22 protein-coding genes, 1 tRNA gene, 1 other RNA gene and 1 pseudogene are annotated in these 21,402 nt (G+C 41.4%); 17 read left to right on the forward strand and 8 right to left on the reverse strand.

The annotated features are described in order from the left end of the window. Nucleotides 1–17: 17 nt before the first annotated feature. Nucleotides 18–947 carry an FAD:protein FMN transferase gene (locus tag ATE37_RS07035; RefSeq protein WP_084868517.1) on the reverse strand — a complete coding sequence of 310 codons (930 nt, stop codon included), beginning with the start codon at nucleotides 945–947 and terminating at the stop codon, nucleotides 18–20. Nucleotides 948–1,253: 306 nt separating this feature from the next. Here ATE37_RS07035 and nox point away from each other — a divergent pair, with 306 nt between their 5' ends. The 3 genes from nox (at nucleotide 1,254) to pdxT (ending at nucleotide 4,243) form a co-directional block, all read left to right on the forward strand. Next, nucleotides 1,254–2,633, forward strand: a complete 1,380-nt coding sequence (nox, locus tag ATE37_RS07040) for a H2O-forming NADH oxidase (RefSeq protein WP_084868491.1) — start codon at nucleotides 1,254–1,256, stop codon at nucleotides 2,631–2,633. A gap of 152 nt (nucleotides 2,634–2,785) precedes the next feature. Continuing rightward, nucleotides 2,786–3,661: a pyridoxal 5'-phosphate synthase lyase subunit PdxS gene (gene pdxS / locus ATE37_RS07045; RefSeq protein ID WP_045616888.1), complete on the forward strand. Its 876-nt coding sequence runs from the start codon at nucleotides 2,786–2,788 to the stop codon at nucleotides 3,659–3,661. Then, nucleotides 3,662–4,243 (forward strand): pyridoxal 5'-phosphate synthase glutaminase subunit PdxT, encoded by a 582-nt coding sequence (gene pdxT, locus ATE37_RS07050; RefSeq protein ID WP_084868492.1) that lies wholly within the window; start codon nucleotides 3,662–3,664, stop codon nucleotides 4,241–4,243. A gap of 19 nt (nucleotides 4,244–4,262) precedes the next feature. Here the strand turns inward: pdxT and trhA are convergent, their stop codons facing one another. Further along, nucleotides 4,263–4,910 carry a PAQR family membrane homeostasis protein TrhA gene (gene trhA, locus ATE37_RS07055; protein ID WP_001097972.1) on the reverse strand — a complete coding sequence of 216 codons (648 nt, stop codon included), beginning with the start codon at nucleotides 4,908–4,910 and terminating at the stop codon, nucleotides 4,263–4,265. Then, the gene (locus tag ATE37_RS07060) at nucleotides 4,907–5,353 is read right to left on the reverse strand and encodes a DUF1836 domain-containing protein (RefSeq protein ID WP_084868493.1); all 447 of its coding nucleotides are present in this window, start codon (nucleotides 5,351–5,353) and stop codon (nucleotides 4,907–4,909) included. The genes trhA and ATE37_RS07060 overlap by 4 nt, the downstream gene beginning before the upstream one ends. A 134-nt stretch (nucleotides 5,354–5,487) precedes the next feature. On the opposite strand from ATE37_RS07060, the gene ATE37_RS07065 reads away from it, so the two are divergent. The 7 genes from ATE37_RS07065 to trxB all read left to right on the forward strand — a co-directional run bounded on the left by ATE37_RS07065 (nucleotide 5,488) and on the right by trxB (nucleotide 9,842). Then, nucleotides 5,488–5,982 (forward strand): GNAT family N-acetyltransferase, encoded by a 495-nt coding sequence (locus ATE37_RS07065; protein ID WP_084868494.1) that lies wholly within the window; start codon nucleotides 5,488–5,490, stop codon nucleotides 5,980–5,982. Continuing rightward, nucleotides 5,979–6,494, forward strand: coding sequence for a methylated-DNA--[protein]-cysteine S-methyltransferase (locus ATE37_RS07070; RefSeq protein ID WP_084868495.1), 516 nt, complete (start codon nucleotides 5,979–5,981; stop codon nucleotides 6,492–6,494). The genes ATE37_RS07065 and ATE37_RS07070 overlap by 4 nt, the downstream gene beginning before the upstream one ends. 12 nt (nucleotides 6,495–6,506) lie before the next feature. Further along, nucleotides 6,507–6,863, forward strand: a complete 357-nt coding sequence (locus ATE37_RS07075; protein WP_042902495.1) for an arsenate reductase family protein — start codon at nucleotides 6,507–6,509, stop codon at nucleotides 6,861–6,863. Nucleotides 6,864–7,019: 156 nt separating this feature from the next. Further along, a complete protein-coding gene (locus ATE37_RS07080; protein ID WP_000219164.1) occupies nucleotides 7,020–7,820 on the forward strand; it encodes an amino acid ABC transporter permease in 801 nt (266 codons plus the stop codon). Beyond that, on the forward strand, nucleotides 7,820–8,563 hold the full coding sequence (locus ATE37_RS07085; protein WP_000590997.1) for an amino acid ABC transporter ATP-binding protein: 744 nt from the start codon (nucleotides 7,820–7,822) through the stop codon (nucleotides 8,561–8,563). Before ATE37_RS07080 ends, ATE37_RS07085 begins: the two co-directional genes overlap by 1 nt. A gap of 77 nt (nucleotides 8,564–8,640) precedes the next feature. Then, nucleotides 8,641–8,865, forward strand: coding sequence for a DUF4059 family protein (locus ATE37_RS07090; RefSeq protein ID WP_000924293.1), 225 nt, complete (start codon nucleotides 8,641–8,643; stop codon nucleotides 8,863–8,865). A 65-nt stretch (nucleotides 8,866–8,930) separates the two neighbouring features. Continuing rightward, nucleotides 8,931–9,842, forward strand: a complete 912-nt coding sequence (gene trxB, locus ATE37_RS07095) for a thioredoxin-disulfide reductase (RefSeq protein ID WP_084868496.1) — start codon at nucleotides 8,931–8,933, stop codon at nucleotides 9,840–9,842. A 191-nt stretch (nucleotides 9,843–10,033) separates the two neighbouring features. Here the strand turns inward: trxB and rlmB are convergent, their stop codons facing one another. After that, complete coding sequence (gene rlmB, locus ATE37_RS07105; RefSeq protein WP_084868497.1) at nucleotides 10,034–10,762, reverse strand: 23S rRNA (guanosine(2251)-2'-O)-methyltransferase RlmB; 729 nt, start codon at nucleotides 10,760–10,762, stop codon at nucleotides 10,034–10,036. Nucleotides 10,763–10,806: 44 nt separating this feature from the next. Next, nucleotides 10,807–11,418: a peptide deformylase gene (gene def, locus ATE37_RS07110; RefSeq protein ID WP_084868498.1), complete on the reverse strand. Its 612-nt coding sequence runs from the start codon at nucleotides 11,416–11,418 to the stop codon at nucleotides 10,807–10,809. Between the two features lie 156 nt (nucleotides 11,419–11,574). Between def and ATE37_RS07115 the strand changes: the two genes are divergently transcribed. The 4 genes from ATE37_RS07115 (at nucleotide 11,575) to ssrA (ending at nucleotide 14,790) form a co-directional block, all read left to right on the forward strand. Next, nucleotides 11,575–12,894 (forward strand): CapA family protein, encoded by a 1,320-nt coding sequence (locus ATE37_RS07115; protein WP_084868499.1) that lies wholly within the window; start codon nucleotides 11,575–11,577, stop codon nucleotides 12,892–12,894. A 23-nt stretch (nucleotides 12,895–12,917) separates the two neighbouring features. Further along, entirely contained in the window at nucleotides 12,918–13,745 is an 828-nt protein-coding gene (locus tag ATE37_RS07120; protein ID WP_084868500.1) for an HAD family hydrolase, read from the forward strand. Nucleotide 13,746: 1 nt separating this feature from the next. Continuing rightward, nucleotides 13,747–14,382: an SGNH/GDSL hydrolase family protein gene (locus ATE37_RS07125; protein ID WP_084868501.1), complete on the forward strand. Its 636-nt coding sequence runs from the start codon at nucleotides 13,747–13,749 to the stop codon at nucleotides 14,380–14,382. A gap of 60 nt (nucleotides 14,383–14,442) precedes the next feature. Continuing rightward, nucleotides 14,443–14,790, forward strand: a transfer-messenger RNA (tmRNA) gene (ssrA, locus tag ATE37_RS07130). Between the two features lie 143 nt (nucleotides 14,791–14,933). On the opposite strand, the gene ATE37_RS07135 is transcribed toward ssrA, so the two are convergent. Next, nucleotides 14,934–15,021 (reverse strand) — tRNA-Ser (locus tag ATE37_RS07135). 161 nt (nucleotides 15,022–15,182) lie between these two features. On the opposite strand from ATE37_RS07135, the gene ATE37_RS07140 reads away from it, so the two are divergent. From ATE37_RS07140 to ATE37_RS07150, 3 genes are read left to right on the forward strand one after another with little or no spacing between them, the layout of a single operon-like run. Beyond that, the gene (locus ATE37_RS07140) at nucleotides 15,183–15,923 is read left to right on the forward strand and encodes a DeoR/GlpR family DNA-binding transcription regulator (protein WP_084868502.1); all 741 of its coding nucleotides are present in this window, start codon (nucleotides 15,183–15,185) and stop codon (nucleotides 15,921–15,923) included. Then, nucleotides 15,920–16,831 carry a 1-phosphofructokinase gene (gene pfkB, locus ATE37_RS07145; protein ID WP_084868503.1) on the forward strand — a complete coding sequence of 304 codons (912 nt, stop codon included), beginning with the start codon at nucleotides 15,920–15,922 and terminating at the stop codon, nucleotides 16,829–16,831. The genes ATE37_RS07140 and pfkB overlap by 4 nt, the downstream gene beginning before the upstream one ends. Further along, nucleotides 16,828–18,786: a fructose-specific PTS transporter subunit EIIC gene (locus tag ATE37_RS07150; RefSeq protein WP_084868504.1), complete on the forward strand. Its 1,959-nt coding sequence runs from the start codon at nucleotides 16,828–16,830 to the stop codon at nucleotides 18,784–18,786. The genes pfkB and ATE37_RS07150 overlap by 4 nt, the downstream gene beginning before the upstream one ends. A 91-nt stretch (nucleotides 18,787–18,877) precedes the next feature. On the opposite strand, the gene ATE37_RS07155 is transcribed toward ATE37_RS07150, so the two are convergent. Then, the gene (locus ATE37_RS07155; RefSeq protein WP_084868505.1) at nucleotides 18,878–21,199 is read right to left on the reverse strand and encodes a hypothetical protein; all 2,322 of its coding nucleotides are present in this window, start codon (nucleotides 21,197–21,199) and stop codon (nucleotides 18,878–18,880) included. Further along, nucleotides 21,196–21,402: pseudogene (locus ATE37_RS10805) on the reverse strand (hypothetical protein); the annotation flags it as partial. The gene ATE37_RS07155 and the pseudogene ATE37_RS10805, both read right to left, overlap by 4 nt.

Raw genomic sequence — 21,402 nt, forward strand, 5'->3', positions numbered from 1 at the left:
AGATTTCCTTTCTCTTTTTACATAATACAATTTTGAAGGCCTGAAGAACATGCAAGGCGTCCCTCTTTGTCGATGAGAATGGCTTCGATACCATCTAAACTTTCGACTTGCCAGAGGATAGAAGCGCTTCGCTCTCCGAAAAGGCGTGTTGTCCAAATCTCACCATCAACGGATTTATCAGAGACAATCGTTAGGCTAGCGAGATCGGTTTCGACAGGAAATCCTGTCTCACTATCAAAGATATGGTGATAGTCTTTTCCATCTACTGTCAGGTGGCGTTCATAGATACCTGAAGTGACAACGGATTTGTTAGAAGCAGGAATGGTTAGGAGATGGTTGCCACGAGGATTTCGCGGATCTTGAATCCCAATCTGCCAGGCTTTCCCTTCTTTGGCTTGGTTATCCCCGATGGTGAGGATATTTCCTCCGAGATTGATCAGTGCAGAGGTGACACCGTGTGCTTTCAAATACTGGGCAACCTTATCTGCACTATAGCCCTTGGCTAAACAACCTAAATCAAGCTTCATTCCTTTCTTCTTTAAAAAAACAGTAGAGTCAGTCGGATCCAACTTGATAAAATGCGGGTTAACTAGAGGCAAGACAGCTTCGATTTCTTTAGAGTCTGGAAGCCGTGCATCTGCAAATCCGATTCGCCAGGTTTGAATCAAGGGACCAATACTGATATTTAGATGGCTAGACGGAGCTAGGCTATGCTTAAGTCCAAGAGCAATCAGTTCAAACAGGTCAGGATGAACCTTAACAGGTGCGATTCCAGCCTGGTAGTTGATTTCCATCAGTTCGGATTCTTGACTATTGGCGTTGAAGCGGTATTCGAGCTCCTTGAGCAAGTCAAAAGCGCCCTGAAGCAGGATTTCTGCCCGCTCATCTACTAATGAAATCGTGATAGTTGTTCCCATTAGCCGTTCAGAACGTGAATGAAGAGACAAGCTACCAGCTCCTTTCTTTTCATAGGAAATCATTCAATATAAGTTGGTTAAAGAAAAATTAAACCCCTTACATTTTCTTTCCATGTAACTAGCATACCATAAAGTCAGCGTTTTCACAAATGGATTTTGACAAAAAGTCAAGAAATATGCTCAAAATTAGCATGAAAACGATAGAAAAATAATGTTTGTTAATATTAAGTGTATTTTTTCTGAAAAAAAGAGAATTCTGAGCAAATACCTTGTAAACGCTAACAGTAAATGATATACTAGAAAAGTAAATCAAAAATTAAAGGTAGGAATTTTTCTATGAGTAAAATTGTTGTAGTTGGTGCTAACCATGCTGGTACAGCTTGTATTAATACGATGTTGGATAACTTTGGTCATGAGAACGAAATCGTAGTATTTGACCAAAACTCAAATATTTCATTCCTTGGTTGTGGAATGGCGCTTTGGATCGGGAAACAAATTGATGGCCCAGAAGGTCTCTTCTACTCTGATAAAGAAAAATTGGAAGCAAAAGGTGCTAAAATTTACATGAACTCACCAGTTCTTTCAATTGACTACGATAATAAAGTTGTGACTGCAGAAGTTGAAGGTAAAGAACACAAAGAGTCTTATGATAAATTGATCTTTGCAACTGGTTCAACTCCTATTTTGCCTCCAATCGAAGGTGTAGAAATCGTTAAAGGTAACCGCGAATTCAAAGCGACCCTTGAAAATGTTCAATTTGTTAAGTTGTACCAAAATGCAGAAGAAGTCATCGAAAAACTTGCTGACAAGAGCAAACACCTTGAGCGCATTGCCGTTGTTGGTGGTGGTTACATCGGTGTAGAACTTGCTGAAGCCTTTGAGCGTCTTGGCAAAGAAGTTGTCCTTGTTGACATTGTAGATACTGTCTTGAACGGCTACTATGACAAAGACTTCACCCAAATGATGGCGAAGAACTTGGAAGACCATGACATCCGCTTGGCACTTGGTCAAACAGTTAAAGCAATCCAAGGTGATGGTAAAGTTGAACGCTTGGTAACAGACAAAGAAACATTTGATGTGGATATGGTAGTTCTTGCAGTTGGTTTCCGTCCAAACACAGCTCTTGCTGACGGTAAGATTGAACTTTTCCGCAACGGTGCCTTCCTTGTAGATAAGAAACAAGAAACATCTATCCCAGGTGTATACGCTGTTGGTGACTGTGCGACTGTTTATGACAATGCTCGTAAAGACACTAGCTACATCGCTCTTGCATCTAACGCTGTACGTACTGGTATCGTTGGTGCTTACAATGCTTGTGGACATGAATTGGAAGGAATCGGTGTACAAGGATCAAACGGTATCTCAATTTACGGACTTCACATGGTTTCGACTGGTTTGACTTTTGAAAAAGCAAAAGCAGCAGGTTACAATGCAACTGAAACTGGCTTTAACGATCTTCAAAAACCAGAATTTATGAAGCATGACAACCACGAAGTTGCCATCAAGATTGTCTTTGATAAAGACAGCCGCGAAATCCTTGGTGCACAAATGGTTTCACATGATGCTGCAATTAGTATGGGAATCCACATGTTCTCACTTGCTATCCAAGAGCATGTGACAATTGATAAATTGGCTTTGACAGACCTATTCTTCTTGCCACACTTCAACAAACCATACAACTACATCACAATGGCTGCACTTACAGCTGAAAAATAACAATAGCTGAGCTATCTGGCCTTAAGTTAAGGTCAGATAGTTTTTTTAATCCATCTGTACCCAGACAATTATTGTTTTTCTATCTTGTACTTCATTCTAATCTGGCTTAAAATGAAATGGTAGCTACCAATACAAATGATGAGGATTAAGAAATGACTGAAAATCGTTATGAACTAAATAAAAACTTGGCACAGATGCTCAAAGGTGGGGTTATCATGGACGTTCAGAACCCTGAACAGGCTCGTATCGCAGAGGCTGCTGGTGCGGCAGCTGTTATGGCCTTGGAGCGGATTCCAGCTGATATTCGTGCAGCTGGTGGAGTTTCTCGTATGAGTGATCCAAAGATGATTAAGGAAATTCAAGAAGCGGTCAGTATTCCAGTGATGGCCAAGGTCAGAATCGGGCATTTTGTTGAAGCTCAGATTTTAGAGGCTATTGAGATTGACTATATCGATGAGAGTGAAGTGCTGTCTCCAGCAGACGATCGTTTCCATGTGGACAAGAAAGAATTCCAAGTTCCTTTTGTCTGTGGAGCTAAGGATTTGGGTGAAGCCTTGCGTCGTATCGCAGAGGGAGCTTCCATGATTCGGACAAAAGGAGAACCCGGTACAGGAGACATTGTTCAAGCCGTTCGCCATATGCGCATGATGAATCAAGAAATTCGCCGTATTCAAAATTTACGCGAAGATGAACTCTATGTCGCAGCAAAAGAACTCCAGGTTCCTGTTGAATTGGTCCAATACGTTCATGAACATGGAAAATTACCAGTTGTCAACTTTGCAGCCGGAGGTGTTGCAACACCAGCAGATGCTGCGCTAATGATGCAACTGGGTGCAGAGGGCGTCTTTGTCGGTTCAGGTATTTTCAAGTCAGGCGATCCTGTTAAACGAGCAAGTGCTATTGTTAAGGCCGTAACCAACTACCAAAATCCTCAAATTCTGGCTCAAATCTCTGAAGACCTAGGGGAAGCCATGGTTGGTATCAATGAGAATGAAATCCAAATTCTCATGGCTGAGCGAGGAAAATAGATGAAAATTGGAATATTAGCCTTGCAAGGTGCCTTTGCAGAACATGCAAAAGTGTTAGATAAATTAGGAGTCACTAGTGTTGAAATCAGAAATCTAGAGGATTTTCAGCAACATCAGAGTGACTTGTCCGGCTTGATATTACCTGGCGGTGAGTCTACAACCATGGGCAAGCTCTTGCGTGACCAGCAGATGTTGATTCCCATCCGAGAAGCCATTCTCTCTGGCTTACCAGTCTTTGGAACCTGTGCGGGCTTGATTTTGCTGGCTAAGGAAATCACTTCTCAGGAAGAAAGTCATCTAGCGACTATGGACATAGTAGTTGAGCGCAATGCCTATGGACGCCAACTAGGAAGTTTTTATACAGAAGCAGAATGTAAGGGAGTTGGCAAGATTCCCATGACCTTTATCCGTGGTCCGATTATCAGTAGTCTTGGAGAGGGTGTAGAAATTCTAGCAACAGTTGATGATCGAATCGTTGCAGCTCAAGAACAGAATATGCTGGTAACCTCTTTTCATCCAGAATTGACAGATGATGCTCGCTTGCACCAGTATTTTATCAATATGTGTAAAGAAAAAAGTTGAGAAAAGATTCTCAACTTTTTTACATGTAATAAACAATCGCGATATATTGAAGTGCAGATGCTGCTAGGATAAAGAGATGCCAAATCATGTGGAAATAAGGCTTTTTCTTGGCGTAAAATCCAGCTCCAACTGTATAACAGAGTCCGCCAGTTACCATGAGACTCCAGAAAATTGGCGTTGTTTGACTGATAATGGCAGGAATGATAGCCAGAACCAACCAGCCCATAATCAGGTAAAGGGCAAGGCTGAATTTCTCATTGACCTTTTTAGCAAAGATTTTATAGAGGATGCCAAAGATGGTCGTTCCCCACTGAATGGCAATGATGAGATAGCCAAACCAGTTATTCATCAAAGTCAAGACGACTGGCGTATAAGAGCCTGCGATAGCCACGTAAATCATAGAATGGTCGATGATTCGCAAGACATATTTGTGGGTCGAACCATAGGCCATAGAGTGGTAAATGGTTGACGAGAGGAACATGAGAAAGAGACTGATAACAAAGATAGAAACGCCAAAAGATGATAAAAACCCGTGTGCTTCATAACTATAGGTGGATGAAATAGGGAGTAATATGAGCATGATAACGGCACCCACAGCATGGGTCACGCTATTAGCAATTTCCTCTCCAAAACTGAGCTTTTTACTGAGTTTTAGACTGGTATTCATTGGATTTCCTCCTCTTCTTTGTTAAGGATTAAGTCTAGAGTTTGATGATAGAGTTTAACCGTTTGACAGCTAGTTTGGATAATAGGATTTTCTGGATCAATCCCATGGTTCATGTAGTCTACAAAAGCATCGTAGAGCTGGTCTGAGCTCGCTTGAGTTTGCAGAGTATTAAGGGTCTGAGCGATTTCTTGGATCGAAAAGACAGACTTGAGAGTAGTAATAGCAATTAAACGGGCAATCTGTTTGCGTTGGTATTTTTTCTTGTCTGGCTTTGTCAGGTAACCATGTTTGACATAATTATTGACCATGGATGCTGTTAGCCCCTTGTCCTTATCTGGAGAGATAGGGTCACAGACCTGATTGACATAGAGTAAAACCTGATCCAGATAGAGGTCAATGTTTGGAATGTCTTCCCATTTTGGGTAGGAAAAGTTAGAATTCATTTCCAACTCCTTTTTATCTAGTTTCGATAACTAGATTATAAAATAATAAAAAACAAAAGTCAAGTTTCAACTGCTTGTAGAAAGCTTTAAATTATGCTATGATGAGAGAAAACAGTTAGAAATGAGGGGAAAAGATGGAGATTCGTTTAGCTTTTCCAAACGAAGTTGATGCGATTATGCAGGTGATGGAGGATGCCAAAAAGTGCTTAGCAAAGTCTGGTAGCGACCAGTGGCAAAATGGCTATCCAAATGCAGATATCATTATTGATGATATCATCTCAGGCCAAGCCTATGTGGCCTTGGAAGAAGGAGAACTGCTAGCTTATGCTGCTGTGACCAAGAGTCCAGAGGAAGCCTATGAAGCCATTTATGAAGGAAGTTGGCAGGGGGAAGAATCAGAATATCTGGTCTTTCACCGTATCGCTGTGGCAGCAGATGTCCAAGGACAAGGTGTTGCTCAGACTTTCCTAGAAGACTTGATTGAAGGTTTTGATTATCTAGATTTTCGCTCAGATACGCATGCAGAAAACAAGGCCATGCAGCATATCTTTGAAAAGCTAGGCTTCCAACAGGTTGGTAAGGTTCCAGTTGATGGGGAACGTTTGGCCTATCAGAAATTAAAAAAATGAAGCAGAAAAAGTACGCAAAGATGCTCTACCCGTCGCCAATTGGAACCTTATCCTTAGTTGCTGACGAGCAATATCTGTATGGAATTTGGGTACAGGACCAAACTCATTTTGAGAGGGGAATCGCTGGAGATAGTATAGAATTAGTTAAGAAACATCCTGTCCTAGACCAGGTTATTTCCTATTTAGATACTTACTTTGATGGATGTGCTCAAGTTTTGTCTTCCTTACCTCTGGCTCCCATTGGAACGGATTTTGAAAAGCGGGTCTGGGCTTACTTACAGGCCATTCCTTATGGTCAAACAGTAACTTACGGACAAATAGCTCAAGACTTGCAAGTGGCTTCTGCCCAAGCGATTGGTGGAGCAGTGGGGCGTAATCCCTGGTCCATCCTCGTACCCTGTCATCGTGTGCTGGGATCAGGCAATCGTTTGACAGGCTATGCATCTGGAGTCGAAAAGAAAGCCTGGCTCTTGCAACATGAAGGTGCAGCATTTCAAGAAAATAAAAAATAGAAAGAAAAGAAGATGTTAGAATTTATCGAATACCCAAAATGTTCAACTTGTAAGAAAGCAAAAAATGAATTGGATCAACTTGGACTGGAATACCAAGATGTCCACATCGTAGAAGAAACACCAAGTGAAGACGTGATTTTGAACTGGTTGGAAACTTCCGGTTTTGAAGTGAAACAATTTTTCAATACTAGCGGGATCAAATACCGTGAACTGGGCTTGAAAGATAAGGTGGGAAGTTTGTCAAAACAAGAAGCAGCCAAGCTTCTAGCGAGTGATGGTATGTTATTGAAACGTCCCATTTTGGTGGAGAATGGTGCTGTTAAACAAATCGGCTATAGAAAACCCTATGAGAACTTAGGTTTGAGATAGTTTTTATTTATCTCCTTGATAGGTAAAATATATAGCCTCCCTGTTTTAAAGTGTGATAAACTAGAATATAGACAAAGTCTGAGCAGCCCGTAGCAAATAATTTGCTTGCGAGCAGAAGTATGGTAGAATGAATCATTATCAGGAGAGGATGTTTTTATGACTGTTACAACATTTTTAGCATCAGATTGGTACCAAAGTTTGATGCAACTCATTCCGGATGGTAAGCTCTTTAGTTTGCGTTCGGTCTTTGATGGAATTCCAAGGATTGTCCAACAATTGCCTACAACCTTGATGTTGACGCTTGGAGGTGCACTCTTTGGTTTGCTACTTGCCCTGATTTTTGCCATTGTTAAGATCAATCGTGTTAAGATTTTATATCCTTTGCAGGCCTTTTTCGTCAGCTTCTTAAAAGGTACCCCAATCCTAGTCCAACTTATGTTGACCTACTACGGAATTCCTTTAGCACTGAAAGCTATCAACCAACAATGGGGAACTGGTCTCAATATCAATGCGATTCCAGCGGCACTTTTTGCAATTGTGGCCTTTGCTTTTAATGAGGCGGCTTATGCAAGTGAAACGATTCGTGCAGCCATCCTTTCTGTTAATCCAGGTGAAATTGAGGCGGCGCGTAGTTTGGGTATGACTCGTGCGCAAGTTTATCGTCGTGTGATTATTCCAAATGCGGCCGTTGTGGCGACTCCAACTTTGATTAACTCCCTTATCGGTTTGACCAAGGGAACTTCTCTAGCCTTTAGTGCAGGTGTTGTGGAAGTCTTTGCCCAAGCTCAGATTTTAGGTGGAGCTGATTATCGCTATTTTGAGCGCTTTATCTCTGTTGCCCTTGTTTATTGGGTAGTCAATATCGGAATTGAAAGCCTCGGCCGTTTCATCGAGAAGAAAATGGCTATTTCCGCGCCGGATACAGTTTCTACAGATGTGAAAGGAGACCTTCGTTAATGATTAAGATTTCGAATTTAAGCAAATCCTTTTCAGGACAGACAGTCTTGAATCATCTGAACTTGGATATCCAAAAAGGGGAGGTAGTTGCTTTGATTGGTTCATCTGGAGCTGGGAAATCAACCTTTCTTCGTAGTTTGAACTACCTTGAAACTCCAGATAGTGGAACGATTCAGATTGACAATTTTAAAGTTGATTTTTCTCAGATTAGCCAAGAAGAAATCCTAACCCTTCGTCGCAAGTTGTCCATGGTTTTCCAACAGTTTAATTTGTTTGAACGCCGAACTGCTCTTGACAATGTCAAGGAAGGTTTGGTTGTCGTTAAAAAATTATCGGACGAGGAAGCAACAAAAATCGCTAAGGAAGAGTTGGCCAAGGTTGGTCTTTCTGACCGTGAAAACCATTATCCTCGCCACTTATCAGGTGGACAGAAGCAACGGGTTGCCCTCGCGCGTGCGCTTGCTATGAAACCAGATGTCTTGCTCTTGGACGAACCAACGTCGGCACTGGACCCAGAGTTGGTCGGTGAAGTAGAAAAGTCTATTGCAGACGCTGCCAAGTCAGGTCAGACCATGATTTTGGTCAGTCACGATATGTCTTTTGTAGCCCAAGTGGCAGACAAGGTTCTATTCCTAGATAAAGGGAAAATCATCGAGTCTGGTACACCGGATGAAATCATCAATCATCCGAAAGAAGAACGAACAAAAGAATTCTTCGCTAGTTACAAACGGACTTATATTTGATATAATAGAAAAAGGGAAACTCAGTTAGTTGGACTAGCTGAGTTTACTCTTTAAAAAAGATAGAAACGAGAGAGATCATGCTACTGCATTTATTTTCTTTATATTTCGAGAGTTTGATCTTAACGACCATCCTTGTCGTGATTTTTCTGGGGATTTGGATTGGATTGAGAGCTATGTCTGGTGTGGACAAGACAGCCAAGGCTCGCCAAGCCCATCTCTATGATATGATTATGATTGGAGTTTTGGTCATTCCGGTGTTATCCTTTGCCGTCATGAGTTTGCTCTTGGTTTTCAAGGCATAATCCTTGCGTGACTAGCAAGAATGAGTTAGAATAAAGATAGTTACAACAAGAAAGAAGGAATCGAAATGTACGATACGATTATTGTCGGTGCTGGACCTGCGGGAATGACTGCTGCCTTATATGCTGCTCGAAGCAATCTGAAAGTGGCTTTGATTGAAGGTGGTCTGCCAGGAGGGCAAATGAATAACACATCTGATATTGAAAACTATCCAGGTTATGCCAATATCAGTGGACCTGAATTGGCTGAAAAGATGTTTGAACCACTTGAAAACCTTGGAGTGGAGCATCTTTATGGCTATGTTGAAAATATTGAAGACCATGGTGACTATAAGAAGGTAATCACTGATGATCAAGTTTACGAAACCCGTACTGTCATCGTGGCAACTGGGTCAAAACACCGTCTTTTGGGAGTTCCCGGAGAAGAAGAACTGAACAGTCGTGGTGTTTCTTACTGTGCAGTCTGTGATGGAGCTTTCTTCCGTGACCAAGACTTGCTCGTAGTCGGTGGTGGAGATTCAGCGGTAGAAGAAGCCCTCTTCTTGACTCGCTTTGCCAAGACTGTTACCATTGTTCACCGTCGCGACCAACTTCGTGCCCAAAAGGTGTTGCAAGACCGTGCCTTTGCTAATGAGAAAGTCAACTTTATCTGGGACTCTGTCGTCAAGGAAATCAAAGGTGAAAACCGAGTAGAATCTGTCGTATTTGAAAACGTTAAAACAGGGCAAGTGACAGAACAAGCCTTTGGAGGCGTCTTTATCTACGTCGGTTTGGATCCTGTTAGCGATTTTGTTAAAGAATTGAATATTCAAGACCAGGCAGGCTGGATCGTAACAGACAATCACATGAAAACTAGCGTTGATGGTATCTTTGCGGTTGGTGATGTTCGCCAGAAAGACCTTCGCCAAGTGACAACAGCAATTGGAGATGGGGCTATCGCTGGTCAAGAAGCTTACAAATTTATTACAGAACATAGTTAATACACTTCGAAAATCTCTTCAAACCACGTCAGCTTCGCCTTGCCGTAGGTATGGGTACTGACTTCGTCAGTTCTATCCACAACCTCAAAACAGTGTTTTGAGCTGTCTACAGCTAGCTTCCTAGTTTGCTCTTTGATTTTCATTGAGTATAATCATAAAAAAGTTTCCAATCAGATGACTGGAAACTTTTTTTATAGTCTATTTTGGAAAACTTCGTACATGAGAATGGCTGCGGCAACACTAGCATTGAGGCTTTGAACATGTCCATTCATAGGAATGGTAATCATTTCATCGACCTGTTTTTTGATGTTGCTAGAGATGCCTTTTCCTTCATTTCCGATGATGAGGGCGATTTTCCCTTTTGTATTCCACTTGTGGCAAGGGGTGCCGTTCATATCTGTTCCAAAGGTCCAGAAGCCTTCATCCTTGAGTTTGTCAAGAGTTTGGCTCAGGTTGGTCACTCGGGCAATCGGTACATGCTCAATAGCACCTGTGGCTGTTTTGGCAACGACAGGAGTCACTCCGACAGCACGGTGCTTGGGAATGATGACGCCTGAAACATTGGTCGCATCGGCTGTTCGCAAGATAGAACCCAGGTTATGGGGGTCAGTTAGCCCGTCTAGAATCAATAGAAGTGGATTTTCTTCTTGTCGTGTTTTTGCAAGGATGTGATCCAAATCGCTATAGGCAAATTCGGACACTCGTAGAACAAAACCTTGGTGAACAGCGCCTTCGGTCATTTCAGACAGGGATCTTTTTGAAGTCCAAGAGATGGAGACCTTTTTCTCAGCAGCCAGTTCCTTGACCTTCTCAACATTTTTACCTCGGAGATCATCTTGGAGGTAGAGTTTGTTTCCTGTGTTTGCAAGAAGAGCTTCTGTAACGGTGTGGACGCCATAGACAATATCATTTGTTTTCATGCCTCTATTATAACACAAAACCCCGTCTTGTAACGGGATTTTCTTTATTCGAGGATGAGGAGTCCATCTTTAACAGCAAAGGGGTCTTTTTCATTGATACGATCGTAAAACATGATTCCGTTTAGATGATCAATTTCATGTTGGACAACGATAGAGTTGTATCCTTTGAGCTTGATACGGTGTTTTTCTCCGTTCATGTCAAAGTAATCAACAGTGACGCGGGCATGACGAACAACATAGCCTGGAACTACACGGTCGACAGATAGGCACCCTTCTCCTTCACCGAGGGCGGCGTCCTGAACAGAGTGGGATACGATTTTTGGATTGTACATAATAGCTTGCAGATCGTAGGCTTCCTGTGGAGTCTCACCTTCTTCCACAATATTGGGCACTAAAACAGCAATAATGCGTTTTGAGATATCTAACTGAGGAGCAGCCAATCCAACACCACCACGCAAGCCCATTTTCTCAGCCATAACAGGATCTTGGGAATGTTTGAGGAATTGCATCATCTTTTCGCCAAGGATGATTTCTTGATCAGATAGTGGGAAAGTGACCTCCTCAGCAACCGCGCGTAAAGTTGGGTTCCCCTCACGGATAATATCGTTCATATTAATTAAATGAGCAGCTTTTGTAATACGTTCTATAGCAGACATTTTCTCTCCTTTCATTACCTCTACATGATAACACAAAATAGGCGAGAAAGAAAGTCACAGAAGTTCCTAAAAAATAATATAATAAACGGTATTCCTCTTTTGTCTGTGGTATAATAAAAGAAAAGACTTACAGTAAAAGCAAGGGGGGGAATAAAGATGGAAAAGCGACAAGATAGACGGTCTCATGGTCCTATTTTTGGATTGTTGAAGAGTAGTATTGGTTTCTTTAGGAATTATAAATCTTGGACAAATGCCCAGTTTATTACGGTGCTGTTGCTTGCAGTTTCCTTGTCTATGGGGCTGAACTTGTTGACCCAAGCAGTACAAGGGAACAAGGGAACAAGTCCGAGTGGTCAAACAGTTGATTCTGCTCAGACGTCTGGTCAGTCTAAGGAAAATCAGTCTGCCGAAACGACAGCCCGTATCATGGCAAATGGTGACCTTCTCTACCATATTCCTATCTACCGAACAGCTCTGAAAGAAGATGGAACCTATGATTTCCATGAAAATTTTGAGTATGTAAAACCCTGGCTCAAACAAGCGGATTTAGTGCTTGGTGACTTTGAAGGAACGGTGAACAAGGACCACTATTTGGCAGGTTATCCTCTCTTTAATGCACCAGGAGAAGTCATGGATGCGATCAAGGATGCAGGCTACCAAGTTCTAGACTTGGCTCATAATCACATCTTGGATTCGCAGATAGAGGGAGTTGTTTCAACGGCTCAAGCTATTGAAAAGGCTGGAATGACACCCATCGGAGTCTACACACATGAATCCCGAGACCAAGCACCTATAGTCATCAAGGAAGTCAATGGTATCAAGGTAGCTCTCCTGGCCTATTCTTACGGTTTTAATGGCATTGAGCAGTATATCTCTCAAGAGGACTATAATCGCTATCTTTCTGATTTGAATGAAGATAAGATGAAGGCAGAAATCGAGCGTGCAGAGAAGGAGGCGGATATTACTGTCATCATGCCTCAGATGGGAATTGAGTACCAACTAGAACCAACGGAAGAACAGAAAACACTGTACCATAAGATGATTGACTGGGGAGCTGATATTATTTTTGGAGGGCATCCTCATGTCGTTGAACCTGCTGAAACCGTTGAAAAAGATGGGGACAAAAAACTGATCATCTACTCCATGGGAAATTTCCTTTCAAACCAACGCATTGAAACCATGCAAGATGAGGAAAATGCCAAGTGGACGGAGCGCGGAGTTCTCATGGATGTGACCATTAAGAAAAAAGATGGCAAGACAAGGATTGAAACTGCCAAAGCGCACCCTACTTGGGTCAATCGAACACCCAAAGGGACTTACTCTCCAGAAGGCTATCCGCTCTTCCTCTATCAGACCTATATCCTAGAGGACTTCATTGAGGGGGGCAGTCACCGTGACAAGTTGGACGAGGCGACCAAGGAACGAATTGACACGGCTTATAAAGAAATGAATGAACATGTAGGGTTGAAGTGGTAGGTGCTCACCCTAAAGGAGATATGATGACGATTAAATTAATTGCAACAGACATGGATGGAACCTTGCTAGACCCGAGGGGGCAGCTAGATCTGCCACGCCTGGAAAAGATTTTAGATCAGTTGGATCAAAGGGATATCCGTTTTGTCATTGTGACGGGGAATGAAGTTCACCGTATGAGGCAATTACTAGAACACTTGGTGAGTAGAGTTGTCCTAGTCGTTGCCAATGGGGCGCGTATTTTTGAAAATAATAAACTGATTCAAGCGCAGACCTGGGATGATGCTATGGTTGACAATGCTTTAGCTCATTTTAAAGGGAGGGAGTGCCGAGATCAATTTGTTGTCACTAGTATGAATGGGAGTTTTGTCAAGAAAGGAACTGTTTTTACAGAACTTGATAAATTTATGACTCCTGAGATGATTGAAAAACTCTATCGGCATACAAACTTTGTTGAAGAGCTCAGCTCGGCTCTCTTTGGTGGGGTGCTAAAGATGAGTATGGTCGTCGGTGAAGAACGCTCTAGTTCTGTTTTGCGGGAAATCAATGACCTCTTTAATGGGCATGTAAGAGCTGTTTCCAGTGGTTATGGTTGTATCGATATCCTACAGGCTGGTGTTCACAAGGCTTGGGGATTGGAAGAATTACTCAAGCGCTGGAATTTGCAATCGAAACAAATCATGGCCTTTGGTGATAGTGAAAATGATATCGAAATGCTAGAACTGGCTGGAATTGCCTATGCGATGGAAAATGCAGATGATAATGTCAAGGCAGTTGCGACTGCCCTAGCTCCAGCTAACAGCCAAGGAGGCGTTTATCAGGTCCTAGAAAATTGGTTAGAGAAAGAGGGATAAGGTGTCAGTACAGTTATTAGAAAATTGGCTTTTAAAAGAGCAGGCAAAGATTCAAACCAAGTATCGTGAATTGAATCAAGTTTCTGTCCTAGAGCCAGATGTAATTTTTATCGGCGATTCGATTGTAGAATACTACCCATTGCAAGAGTTGTTTGGTGTTGCCAAGACGATTGTTAATCGGGGCATCCGAGGCTATCAGACGGGACTTTTATTAGAGAATTTGGATGCCCATCTTTATGGTGATGCTGTGGATCAAATTGTTCTCTTAATTGGGACAAATGACATTGGAAAAAATATTCCCATGAATGAAGCCTTGGATAATCTCGAGCGTGTGATCCAATCGATTACCCGAGATTATCCGCTGTCACAAATAAAGCTCCTTTCCATTTTGCCAGTCAATGAAGGAGAAGAATACAAGCAGACAGTATATATTCGTACCAATGAAAAGATTAGAGAATGGAATCAAGTCTATGAGGCTCTAACATCCGCCTATATGCAGGTAGATTTTGTGCCTGTTTATGATAGTTTGATAGATTCAGAAGGACAACTCAAAAAAGACTATACAACAGATGGCCTCCATCTAAGTGTAGCCGGTTATCAAGCCTTATCGGAAGCCTTAAAAGGGGTTCTTTTCTAAAGAGGTGGCTTGATTTTGCATTTTTTATGAAGATAGGTTATAATGGTTCTATTGTCTTTTGGGGTCGTTACGGATTCGACAGGCATTATGAGGCATATTTTGCAACCCATGTGGCGACGTAAACGCTCAGTTAAATATAACTGCAAAAAATAACACTTCTTACGCTTTAGCTGCCTAAAAACCAGCAGGCGTGACCTGATTTGGATTGCTCGTGTTCAATGACAGGTCTTATGATTAGCGAGATACGATCAAGCCTTGTCTAGTGGTTTGATAAGAGATTAATAGACTCGCAGTTCCTAGACTTGAGTTATGTGTCGAGGGACTGTTAAAACAATACATAACCTATGGTTGTAGACAAATATGTTGGCAGGTGTTTGGACGTGGGTTCGACTCCCACCGGCTCCATTATTCTTTCACCAACCTTGGAAAAACGTTGTTAAATCAACGTTTTTTATTTTGCCTTTGGTATTCCTTGGTATTCTTTTTTTAAAAAAGGATACAAAAAAAGATACAACATTTGTTGTATCTAAAAAAATAATTTTGCTTTTCTACGGAAGACATGGGATTCGAACCCACGCACGCTGTTACACGCCTACCGCGTTTCCAACACGGCCTCTTAAGCCTCTTGAGTAATCTTCCAATACTTACTCAAATAGTCTACCATAAAGCCACTTATCTTGCAATAAAAATTCTGGAAATAAGAAAAATGATAGAATTTGAAAGAAAATGATAAAAAATGCTTGACTTTGGTAGAGAATGTGCTAGAATGAATAGTGTAAACGATAACAGGAGGTGATTTGGTGTTAAAAACTGAGCGGAAGCAACTGATTTTAGAGGAGTTAAATCAACATCATGTAGTTTCTCTAGAAAAATTAGTTAGTTTGCTAGAAACGTCAGAATCAACGGTTCGAAGAGACTTGGATGAGTTGGAAGCGGAAAACAAGCTTCGTCGCGTGCATGGAGGAGCAGAATTGCCCCACTCCTTGCAGGAAGAAGAAACCATCCAAGAAAAATCTGTCAAAAACCTTCAAGAGAAGAAGCTACTGGCTCAGAAAGCAGCCTCTCTCATCAAGGAACAAGATGTCATCTTTATCGATGCTGGAACAACAACTGCTTTTTTGATTCATGAATTGATCAATAAGAATGTTACAGTTGTGACCAACTCTATTCACCATGCCGCTCAGTTGGTTGAAAAACAGATTCCAACTGTCATGGTTGGAGGAAGTGTCAAGATGGCAACAGATGCATGTATCGGTGGTGTTGCTCTTAACCAAATCAATCAATTGCACTTTGACCGTGCCTTTATCGGGATAAATGGTGTAGACGATGGTTATTATACGACTCCTGATATGGAGGAGGGAGCCGTTAAGCGTGCTATTTTAGAGAATGCCAAACAAACCTATGTCTTGGTCGATTCGTCTAAGATTGGACAAACTTGCTTTGCCAAGGTAGCACCACTTAAACGCGCTATTGTTATTACAAGTCAAGGGCATGAGCTCTTGCAGGCTATTAAGAAGAAAACGGAGGTAATAGAAGTATGATTTATACAGTCACACTCAATCCATCCATTGACTATATCGTGCGCTTGGACCAAGTCCAAGTTGGAAGTGTCAATCGTATGGACAGTGATGATAAGTTTGCTGGAGGGAAAGGAATCAATGTCAGTCGTGTCTTGAAACGCTTGGATATTCCAAATACAGCGACGGGATTTATCGGAGGATTTACTGGTAAATTTATCACAGATACTCTGGCAGAAGAGGAAATCAAAACTCGATTTGTTCAAGTGGCAGAAGATACGCGTATCAATGTTAAAATCAAAGCAGACCAAGAAACAGAAATCAACGGAACAGGTCCTAATGTTGAACCCGAACAACTTGAAGAGTTAAAAGCCATTCTTTCAAGTCTGACAGCAGATGATACGGTTGTGTTTGCGGGTTCGAGTGCTAAAAACCTAGGAAATGTTATCTACAAGGATTTGATTGCATTGACACGCCAGACTGGTGCCCAAGTCGTTTGTGACTTTGAAGGACAGACCTTGATTGATAGTTTGGACTACCAGCCACTTTTGGTTAAACCAAACAATCACGAGCTTGGAGCTATCTTTGGAGTGAAACTCGAAAGTTTAGATGAAATCGAGAACTATGCTCGTCAGTTACTGGCCAAAGGTGCTCAAAATGTCATCATCTCTATGGCTGGGGACGGTGCCCTCCTTGTAACATCCGAGGGAGCATACTTCGCTAAACCAATCAAAGGGACAGTAAAAAATTCAGTTGGTGCTGGTGACTCTATGGTTGCTGGATTTACCGGTGAATTTGTCAAATCAAAAGATGCAGTAGAATCCTTCAAATGGGGAGTGGCTTGTGGGACAGCAACTACTTTCTCTGATGACTTGGCAACTGCAGCATTTATAAAAGAAACTTATGAAAAAGTTGAGGTAGAAAAACGATGAAAATTCAAGACCTATTGAGAAAAGATGTCATGTTGCTGGATTTGCAGGCGACTGAAAAAACAGCAGCTATCGAAGAGATGATTCATAGCTTGGTAGATCACGGTTATGTGACGGATTTTGAAACCTTTAAAGAAGGAATCTTAGCGCGTGAAGCTCTCACTTCTACTGGTTTGGGTGATGGAATCGCTATGCCTCACAGTAAAAACTCTGCTGTCAAAGAAGCAACAGTTCTCTTTGCTAAGTCAAACAAGGGTGTTGACTATGAGAGCCTGGATGGGCAAGCAACAGACCTCTTCTTCATGATTGCGGCTCCAGAAGGTGCCAATGACACTCACTTGGCAGCCTTGGCGGAATTGTCTCAATACTTGATGAAGGACGGTTTTGCTGACAAACTTCGTCAAGTGAAATCAGCTGACCAAGTGATTGCACTTTTTGACCAAGCTTCAGAAAAAGCTGAGGAGCCTGTCCAAGCACCTGTAAATGAATCTGCTGACTTTATCGTAGCTGTTACAGCTTGTACAACAGGTATCGCCCACACTTATATGGCCCAAGAGGCCCTTCAAAAAGTAGCTGCTGAAATGGGTGTTGGGATCAAGGTTGAGACTAATGGTGCCAGCGGTGTTGGAAATCAACTGACAGCAGAGGACATCCGTAAGGCCAAGGCTGTTATCATCGCTGCAGACAAGGCTGTTGAGTTGGACCGCTTTGATGGCAAACCATTGATCAATCGTCCGGTTGCTGACGGTATCCGTAAGACGGAAGAGTTGATCAACTTGGCTCTTTCAGGAGATGCTGAAGTTTATCGTGCTGCTAATGGAGCAAAAGCTGCAACAGCAAGCAACGAAAAACAAGGCCTTGGTGGGGCCTTCTATAAACACTTGATGAGTGGTGTATCTCAAATGTTGCCATTCGTTATCGGTGGTGGTATCATGATTGCACTTGCTTTCTTGATCGACGGAGCTTTTGGTGTGCCACAGGATAGTCTTGGCAATCTCGGATCCTACCATGAGCTCGCTTCCATGTTCATGAAAATTGGTGGTGCAGCCTTTGGCTTAATGCTTCCAGTCTTTGCAGGTTATGTTGCCTACTCTATCGCTGAAAAACCAGGTTTGGTAGCAGGTTTTGTAGCTGGTGCTATTGCCAAAGAAGGTTTTGCCTTTGGTAAAATTCCTTATGCTGCAGGTGGTGAAGCAACTTCAACTCTTGCGGGTGTGTCATCTGGTTTCCTAGGTGCCCTTGTTGGTGGATTTATCGCAGGTGCCTTGGTCCTTGCTATCAAGAAATACGTTAAAGTTCCTCGTTCACTTGAAGGTGCTAAATCAATCCTTCTCTTGCCACTTCTTGGAACAATCTTGACAGGATTTGTCATGCTAGCTGTTAACATCCCGATGGCAGCAATCAACACTGCCATGAATGACTTTCTAGGCGGTCTTGGAGGAGGATCAGCTGTCCTTCTCGGTATCGTTCTTGGTGGAATGATGGCTGTCGACATGGGTGGACCAGTCAACAAAGCTGCCTATGTCTTTGGTACAGGTACGCTTGCAGCGACTGTTTCTTCAGGTGGTTCTGTAGCCATGGCAGCAGTTATGGCGGGAGGAATGGTTCCACCACTTGCTATCTTTGTCGCAACCCTTCTTTTCAAAGATAAATTTACCAAAGAAGAACGGAACTCTGGTTTGACAAACATCATCATGGGCCTGTCATTTATCACTGAGGGAGCGATTCCATTTGGTGCCGCTGACCCAGCTCGTGCGATCCCAAGCTTCATCCTTGGTTCGGCAGTAGCAGGAGGACTCGTTGGTCTTGCAGGTATCAAACTCATGGCACCACACGGAGGAATCTTCGTTATCGCCCTTACTTCAAATGCCCTCCTTTACCTTGCCTCTGTCTTGGTTGGTGCAATTGTAAGTGGTGTGGTTTATGGTTACTTACGTAAACCTCAGTCAGTGAAATAAAAGAGAACTATATACCCGTTTACACGAACCACAAAATGTAGTACTTCAACAATATCGAAAAAGATGATTTCCGTTTGGAAATCGTCTTTCATTATTTCAATAATTCATACTCAAATAAATTATTTTCAAGCTCATTGTCGTAGTAATCGGATAACCTTGCTTTAAGCTCTTTTAGTTTAGTATTAACTTTTTCATTGTTGAATATCTTTTTATCATTACTATCTTTGTATGATGTGTTTATCTCTAATTCAATTTGATAAGTGCCATAATTGTATTCCGGATTGTATTCTTGAGCATCTTTGACTAGTTCAAGTAATTCATCGAAGACACCTAACAACATTAAGTCCGCTCTATCAAGTTTCCCATATTTTTCTTGTTCGACCAATTCTTTACGGATTAGAGAGTTCTCATCTAAGCACATCTCGTTATTGTAAAATTTCCCATCAGAACCATGGAAGCTTAAACAATGATTTTTTTGAGACATACAAGTCCATAATGTAGATTTTCTGAGAAAATTTATATCCTTTTTATACAAATCCCCTTTGTCAGCAGTTGTATAGTAAATATCTCTTTCATACCAGTTTCTTTGAGGATACTGCTTGGCAACAAACAAAGCTGTCTGCTCCGCATAATTAGTTGTTCTAACTTGACTACCTCGTCCATGATATATAGCAATTCTAGTCATTCGTATATCCTGCGGAGTAGTACCAAAACCACTGGCTTCTATAACCGCTAAAATATTGTCATTATAAACAGGTTTCCCATAGCTTTTCAATGGCACTTCTCTACCATCGTAGCCAGTAGCAATTTTAGATAATACATCTGCTTTTACCTTTTTAGAATAATATTCTCCTAGCGTTTTGTATACTTTTCTTATAGTGACATGCTTTACATCTTTAAGAGTAGCATCTTCAGGTACATCAATGACTGCAGCCCCTTTTCCAGTTCCCCACTTTTTGTCATCTTTCCAAATCTCTTTAGCTGGAACAGTTAAACTTTCTGTTATGGTATCAACTTCATTCTTCCATTGTGCGACCAAAACAGAACTTTCTTGTGCTTTAAAATTCCCTCTATTTGCTAAAAAGCCATCAACGAAAGTTTTTTTCATTAATCCTACAGACTTCCAATACTTTACTGGTGCAAATAGGATGTAAAAATCATTTTCGTTTCTCATAAAATACTTCTCAAACGACCAAACAAATTGATTGAGTAGATCTTTTGCATGACTACTATCCCCAGTAAATTCATCGGACATCAATTTTCTTATATAGCTGTATTTATCTTTAGATTTAACATTTCCTTCTTGAGCACGGGCTAACTCGCTAGAATAAGGGGGATTTTCAAAACCAATAATCGCAACATTTTTGTCATCTATGACTTCTTGTAATGTATTATGTTTTCCATCTGTTTCCATTGGAATGGATAAAAACTCTTCTGCTAAAGCATCGCCACCTGTTACCAAGTTTCCCTTAACAGCTTTTACCATCGAAAGCGGTGGTATAATAGCCCTTACCTTTCCAATATATTTATTATACAAAACAAGCCATTCTTTGATTTCATAAGTATTCAAGACAACATGGCTTAACTCTTCTTCAGTTAAATAATGCTCTAATGCCCCTGTCCCAGCACACCTATCCAAAATAATATAGTCCATACCTTTAGGAAGACTGCTAATAGCTTGACGAACAAGTTTAGTTGCTTCTTTAACATAAGGTAGTGGTGTATAAAACGCTCCTAAATCTTTTCTATTTGCAGGGTCATTTAATGCGTCCATCACGGTGTCGAAATCGCTTTCGTCTCCACACCAAGGTAAGATATAGTTTTCGACTATTGAATTAGATGGTTGTTTGAGCATCTCAAACATTTGAGATTTTGTTGTTGTTTTATCGTGACGGTATATGTAGTTCGCCCACCCTAAAATGTTTGGAAAATCAATTTCAAACTTTTGATACTCGTCTATTTGAAATAATTCACACAATTCACGATTTTTAGGGCTTTTTGGTTGAAGAACATCAAATTCAATTACTTTTTCAGGGTTAGTAGCATCTTTTAAAGTCTTCTGATTTACATTTTTTGATGCACTATTCGTATAATTTTGTAAAATTTCTAAACGATATTTAGTTGCATCATAAACACTAGCACGATTTTTATTTATGTCAACTAAAACGATTTTGCTTGGTATAGGAATACCACCTTTAGTCCTTAATTTAGACAGATAGTGGATAGCTTGAGTAAGCACAGCATTAAGATCAGCAATGCTATTTTTGAATTCAAACAGAGCTCCGTTAAGGATACCATCAGTATTTTCGATTAAAATATCCTTTTCGTCAAAACCGAAACTTCTCCAGAAAAATAAATTGTCAGCTCTTTCATTTCCAGATTGCCAACTTCTATCAATAGCTAGAGGTGTCATTTAACACCTCCAACAATCAACCCATAGAGTTGAGGAACAGCAGAAAAGACTTCTCCACAAAAATGTGAAAAAGCCTGTTTTAGTGCTTGACAAAAAACACGTCCGATTACATAATCAGCGTGAGCTGTGAGCTGTGAGCTGTGAGCTGTGAGCTGTGAGCTGTGAGCTGTGAGCTGTGAGCTGTGAGCTGTGAGCTGTGAGCT

The sequence above is a fragment of the Streptococcus oralis subsp. tigurinus genome (genome assembly GCF_002093575.1).
Classification (GTDB): domain Bacteria; phylum Bacillota; class Bacilli; order Lactobacillales; family Streptococcaceae; genus Streptococcus; species Streptococcus oralis_CH.

What these genes read in the sequence shown, in the direction of transcription:
- nox (WP_084868491.1), top strand. Translation starts at nt 1,254, where the DNA reads ATGAGTAAAATTGTTGTAGTTGGTGCTAACCATGCTGGTACAGCTTGT.
- pdxS (WP_045616888.1), top strand. Translation starts at nt 2,786, where the DNA reads ATGACTGAAAATCGTTATGAACTAAATAAAAACTTGGCACAGATGCTC.
- pdxT (WP_084868492.1), top strand. Translation starts at nt 3,662, where the DNA reads ATGAAAATTGGAATATTAGCCTTGCAAGGTGCCTTTGCAGAACATGCA.
- trhA (WP_001097972.1), bottom strand. Translation starts at nt 4,910, where the DNA reads ATGAATACCAGTCTAAAACTCAGTAAAAAGCTCAGTTTTGGAGAGGAA.
- ATE37_RS07060 (WP_084868493.1), bottom strand. Translation starts at nt 5,353, where the DNA reads ATGAATTCTAACTTTTCCTACCCAAAATGGGAAGACATTCCAAACATT.
- ATE37_RS07065 (WP_084868494.1), top strand. Translation starts at nt 5,488, where the DNA reads ATGGAGATTCGTTTAGCTTTTCCAAACGAAGTTGATGCGATTATGCAG.
- ATE37_RS07070 (WP_084868495.1), top strand. Translation starts at nt 5,979, where the DNA reads ATGAAGCAGAAAAAGTACGCAAAGATGCTCTACCCGTCGCCAATTGGA.
- ATE37_RS07075 (WP_042902495.1), top strand. Translation starts at nt 6,507, where the DNA reads ATGTTAGAATTTATCGAATACCCAAAATGTTCAACTTGTAAGAAAGCA.
- ATE37_RS07080 (WP_000219164.1), top strand. Translation starts at nt 7,020, where the DNA reads ATGACTGTTACAACATTTTTAGCATCAGATTGGTACCAAAGTTTGATG.
- ATE37_RS07085 (WP_000590997.1), top strand. Translation starts at nt 7,820, where the DNA reads ATGATTAAGATTTCGAATTTAAGCAAATCCTTTTCAGGACAGACAGTC.
- ATE37_RS07090 (WP_000924293.1), top strand. Translation starts at nt 8,641, where the DNA reads ATGCTACTGCATTTATTTTCTTTATATTTCGAGAGTTTGATCTTAACG.
- trxB (WP_084868496.1), top strand. Translation starts at nt 8,931, where the DNA reads ATGTACGATACGATTATTGTCGGTGCTGGACCTGCGGGAATGACTGCT.
- rlmB (WP_084868497.1), bottom strand. Translation starts at nt 10,762, where the DNA reads ATGAAAACAAATGATATTGTCTATGGCGTCCACACCGTTACAGAAGCT.
- def (WP_084868498.1), bottom strand. Translation starts at nt 11,418, where the DNA reads ATGTCTGCTATAGAACGTATTACAAAAGCTGCTCATTTAATTAATATG.
- ATE37_RS07115 (WP_084868499.1), top strand. Translation starts at nt 11,575, where the DNA reads ATGGAAAAGCGACAAGATAGACGGTCTCATGGTCCTATTTTTGGATTG.
- ATE37_RS07120 (WP_084868500.1), top strand. Translation starts at nt 12,918, where the DNA reads ATGACGATTAAATTAATTGCAACAGACATGGATGGAACCTTGCTAGAC.
- pfkB (WP_084868503.1), top strand. Translation starts at nt 15,920, where the DNA reads ATGATTTATACAGTCACACTCAATCCATCCATTGACTATATCGTGCGC.
- ATE37_RS07150 (WP_084868504.1), top strand. Translation starts at nt 16,828, where the DNA reads ATGAAAATTCAAGACCTATTGAGAAAAGATGTCATGTTGCTGGATTTG.
- ATE37_RS07155 (WP_084868505.1), bottom strand. Translation starts at nt 21,199, where the DNA reads ATGACACCTCTAGCTATTGATAGAAGTTGGCAATCTGGAAATGAAAGA.